General features: G+C 54.9%; 4 protein-coding genes. 2 read left to right on the top strand and 2 right to left on the bottom strand.

Annotated elements, in window-relative coordinates; all coding sequences use genetic code 11:
• The first annotated feature begins 11 nt into the window (after positions 1-11).
• On the top strand, positions 12-854 hold the full coding sequence (locus NW819_RS12960) for a SirB1 family protein (protein WP_414350903.1): 843 nt from the start codon (positions 12-14) through the stop codon (positions 852-854).
• A gap of 89 nt (positions 855-943) precedes the next feature.
• Here NW819_RS12960 and NW819_RS12955 read toward each other — a convergent pair whose 3' ends face one another.
• Positions 944-1,126: a hypothetical protein gene (locus NW819_RS12955; protein ID WP_414342619.1), complete on the bottom strand. Its 183-nt coding sequence runs from the start codon at positions 1,124-1,126 to the stop codon at positions 944-946.
• Positions 1,127-1,326: 200 nt separating this feature from the next.
• A complete protein-coding gene (locus NW819_RS12950; RefSeq protein WP_414413994.1) occupies positions 1,327-2,382 on the bottom strand; it encodes a TauD/TfdA family dioxygenase in 1,056 nt (351 codons plus the stop codon).
• Positions 2,383-2,702: 320 nt separating this feature from the next.
• Between NW819_RS12950 and NW819_RS12945 the strand changes: the two genes are divergently transcribed.
• Positions 2,703-3,042: DUF1350 family protein (locus tag NW819_RS12945; RefSeq protein WP_414413993.1), on the top strand; the 340-nt coding region annotated here is incomplete at its 3' end.

The raw sequence follows: 3,042 nt of genomic DNA, 5'->3' as shown, positions 1-3,042 counted from the left end.
TTTAACATTTCATGAGCATTCCTGCTGCCCGTCAACGCTTTGCCCTTGAAATCCAATCGGAGCCCATCGATCTGGGTCGGGCGGCCCTCTGGATTGCCCAAGAAGCCTATCCCGATCTGGAGGTGGAAGAGTATGTGGCCGCTCTGGATGAGATGGCCGCAGAGGTGCAAGAGCGCCTTCCCCCGGAGCGTTATCCCCTGCGGGTCATCAAGATCTTGAATCACTATCTCTTTGAGGATCTGGGCTTTCGTGGCAATCGCGAAGATTATTACGACCCACGCAACAGCTTTTTGAACGAAGTGATCGATCGGCGCACCGGGATCCCGATTACGCTGTCGCTGATCTATCTAGAGCTGGCGCGGCGGATCGATTTTCCCATGGCAGGAGTGGGCATGCCCGGCCACTTTTTAATCCGGCCCCTGTTTGCAGGCGCCGAGATTTTTGTGGATCCCTTTCAGCAGGGGGAGATTTTATTTCCAGAAGATTGTCAAGAGCTTTTGTCGCAAATCTACGGGCCTGGGATCCCTTTCCAAGAACACCACCTACGCCCCACCCCTCCCCGCCTGATCTTGGTACGCTTGCTCAACAACCTCAAGCAAATTTATCTGAGCCGCGCCGAACTGGAACCCGCTTTGGCAGCAGCGGAACGGATCTTGTTGTTGATCCCTGAATCCTTGCCCCACCTAAGGGATCGCGGGCTGTTGTATTATCAGTTGGGCCGTTGGCAGCAAGCCTGCCAGGATCTCAAGCGCTACTTAAAACAGGCGCCTTTCCACCCCGAGATCAATCGCTCTGATGAGCATTTAATCCGGGAAATTGTCGAGAGATTGGAATCTCATCCCGACTCATGCTAGGAGCATGCACAATTGCTCTCAGTTGTGCGTTGTGTAAGTGTGTAAGTTTTGAGCAAGATCTGCCGTCGTTTGCAAGCAAGGCTAGGTTTCTAGCAGGGATCGGAAGCAGCCCTTACCTCTTGGCGCAAAATGGCTTCCACCAGCTTATCTAAAGCCTCTAGATCAGATAGATCATAGTTTTTTTCCCAGAGGATTTGGTTAATGCTGGACTCCTGCTGCAGAGTTAAAACCGAAGATTGTAAAACCTCATCGATGATCTGGCGAATGCTCATCTTAACCTCGCAATCGTGAGAAGAATTGATGGCTTTGGCTCATAAGCCTAGAATGCTGGAAACGCTCTGCGATAGCCATCGTGAGGATCACGTATTTTGACATCAGAATCTGGGGCGACTCATCCAAACCCTTTCGGGGAAATCGCCAATAGTACTTTTACGGACTTGAGCTATGGATGGCGCTGAAGTCTGCGAACTTCTCAGGATCTTCTGAGACAGACCTGCTCCCCATTGAGGGCAGCTTGGGCCTCATCATCTGTTGCGAAGGCGGTGCGAATGATGCGCTCACCGGGATGGCGATCCCCTGCCGAAAGGCCGAGATCCCGCACCACAAATGAGCGCTGGATCCAGCGGTCGAAGCCATCGTAGCGGGGAGAGAAGGCAGTCCGTCCGTGAACGGTGCGGCGATTGTCAATACAGAGCAGATCCCCTGTTTCCAGCTTGATGCCTCGGTAGACAGCGTGGATTCCCTTCCTCAGGGCTTCTAGAGCCAGACTGGCTTCGGGGGTGAGCCCCACCATCAGGTCTTCGTCGTAGTTCCAGAAGGGATCCTCTCGACGGCCATACAGCACCGGCAAAATGGGTCCATTGATCAGGGCTTGCCGGTTGCCGAAGGAGTAGTCGATGCCGGTGCGATACAGGGGTTCAAACAGCAGCTCTCGATCGCGCTCTCCCAGCAAAGGCAGGACATGGCGGATGCTGGCGTAGGTGGTTTCCGCTACACGGTCATGGTCGGGGCGCAGGCAAAACAGCAGCAAAAACTCCGGTGAGTAGGGATGAAAAACCGTCTCGCGGTGAAACTGCAGCCGAGTGCGGGATCCCTCGGAAGATTGCACCTCTTCGCTGCCGGGAGTAGGCACCAAGTTTTGAAACAAATCCCCGTTCTTTTCTTGAATGTAGGAGACCAAATGCCCCAAGCGGCTGCCGATCATCGCCAAGCAGCGTTCGCTGACAAAAGTGGTTTTCTCCTCAGAGCGCTGCGCCAGAGCCGGTGTGCGGGTATGGTCTAGTCCGGGATCCACGGGCAAGCCCCGCAGCAGCAGGATCCCTTCCGAATTGGAATACAACTGAAACTCCAGCAAGGCCCGCCGCAGATAACGGGGCAGCTCATCTGCCCGCATCTCGCAGTCCAGGAGAAATTCTTCTGTTTCCCGATAGGGATCGGGCCCAGGTGCCAAAAATAGGTTTATCGTCTTTTCATCAAAGCCCCGACAATCGATCAGCAGGCATCCTTTTGCAAGCTGTGAAGTCTTCATCACGATCCCTCACCACCCACTGCCCTAGTCATAGCAGCCACAGCAACTTTTGAGCAGGGATCCTACACTCAAAACCCAATCTCGGCGAGTGTAGCGCACTACCCTTCGGTGCTAGAACCTCAGTCTGAGGCGGGGCAGAGTTTTGCCTGCTGCATCAGAAGTCCGGCTGGGGATCCCCATGTCTGGGCAAGATGTCCATTAGGATGAGTTCCAGGGGCTGGCCAGCGCGGGGAACCGGCGTAAAGTGGGCAAAGTGGGATCTGCCGAGCGCTGGGTTATGGGGAAAGCTTCAACAAACTCGCAGGCGAGGTTGCAACACCATGGCACCAACTTGGCAAACCGATGGGCATACTTGGTTCCTTCTGCCCCCTCAACCCCGCGCCGTCGTTCACTTTCTGGGTGGAGCTTTTGTGGGAGCTGCCCCGCAAGTGTTCTACAGCCGCCTGCTGGAAGAACTGGCCCGTATGGGCATGGCCGTTGTTGCCACCCCCTACACCACCGATATCGATCACGCCCAACTGGCGCTCAACGCAGCCCAATCTTTGCACAGAAGCCTGCAAAGCAAGGGTTTGCTGGAGTTGCCCCTGTTTGGTTTGGGTCATAGCCTGGGCTGTAAGTTGCAGATCCTCTCTTGTCTAGCCGTTCCTTCTCTGGGATCCC

Origin of the sequence: Synechococcus sp. R8-2 (genome assembly GCF_047461715.1) — a bacterium.
Classification (GTDB): domain Bacteria; phylum Cyanobacteriota; class Cyanobacteriia; order Thermostichales; family Thermostichaceae; genus Thermostichus.
Note: the sequence above shows the minus strand (reverse complement) of the source record. Positions and strands in the feature narration are given on the sequence as shown.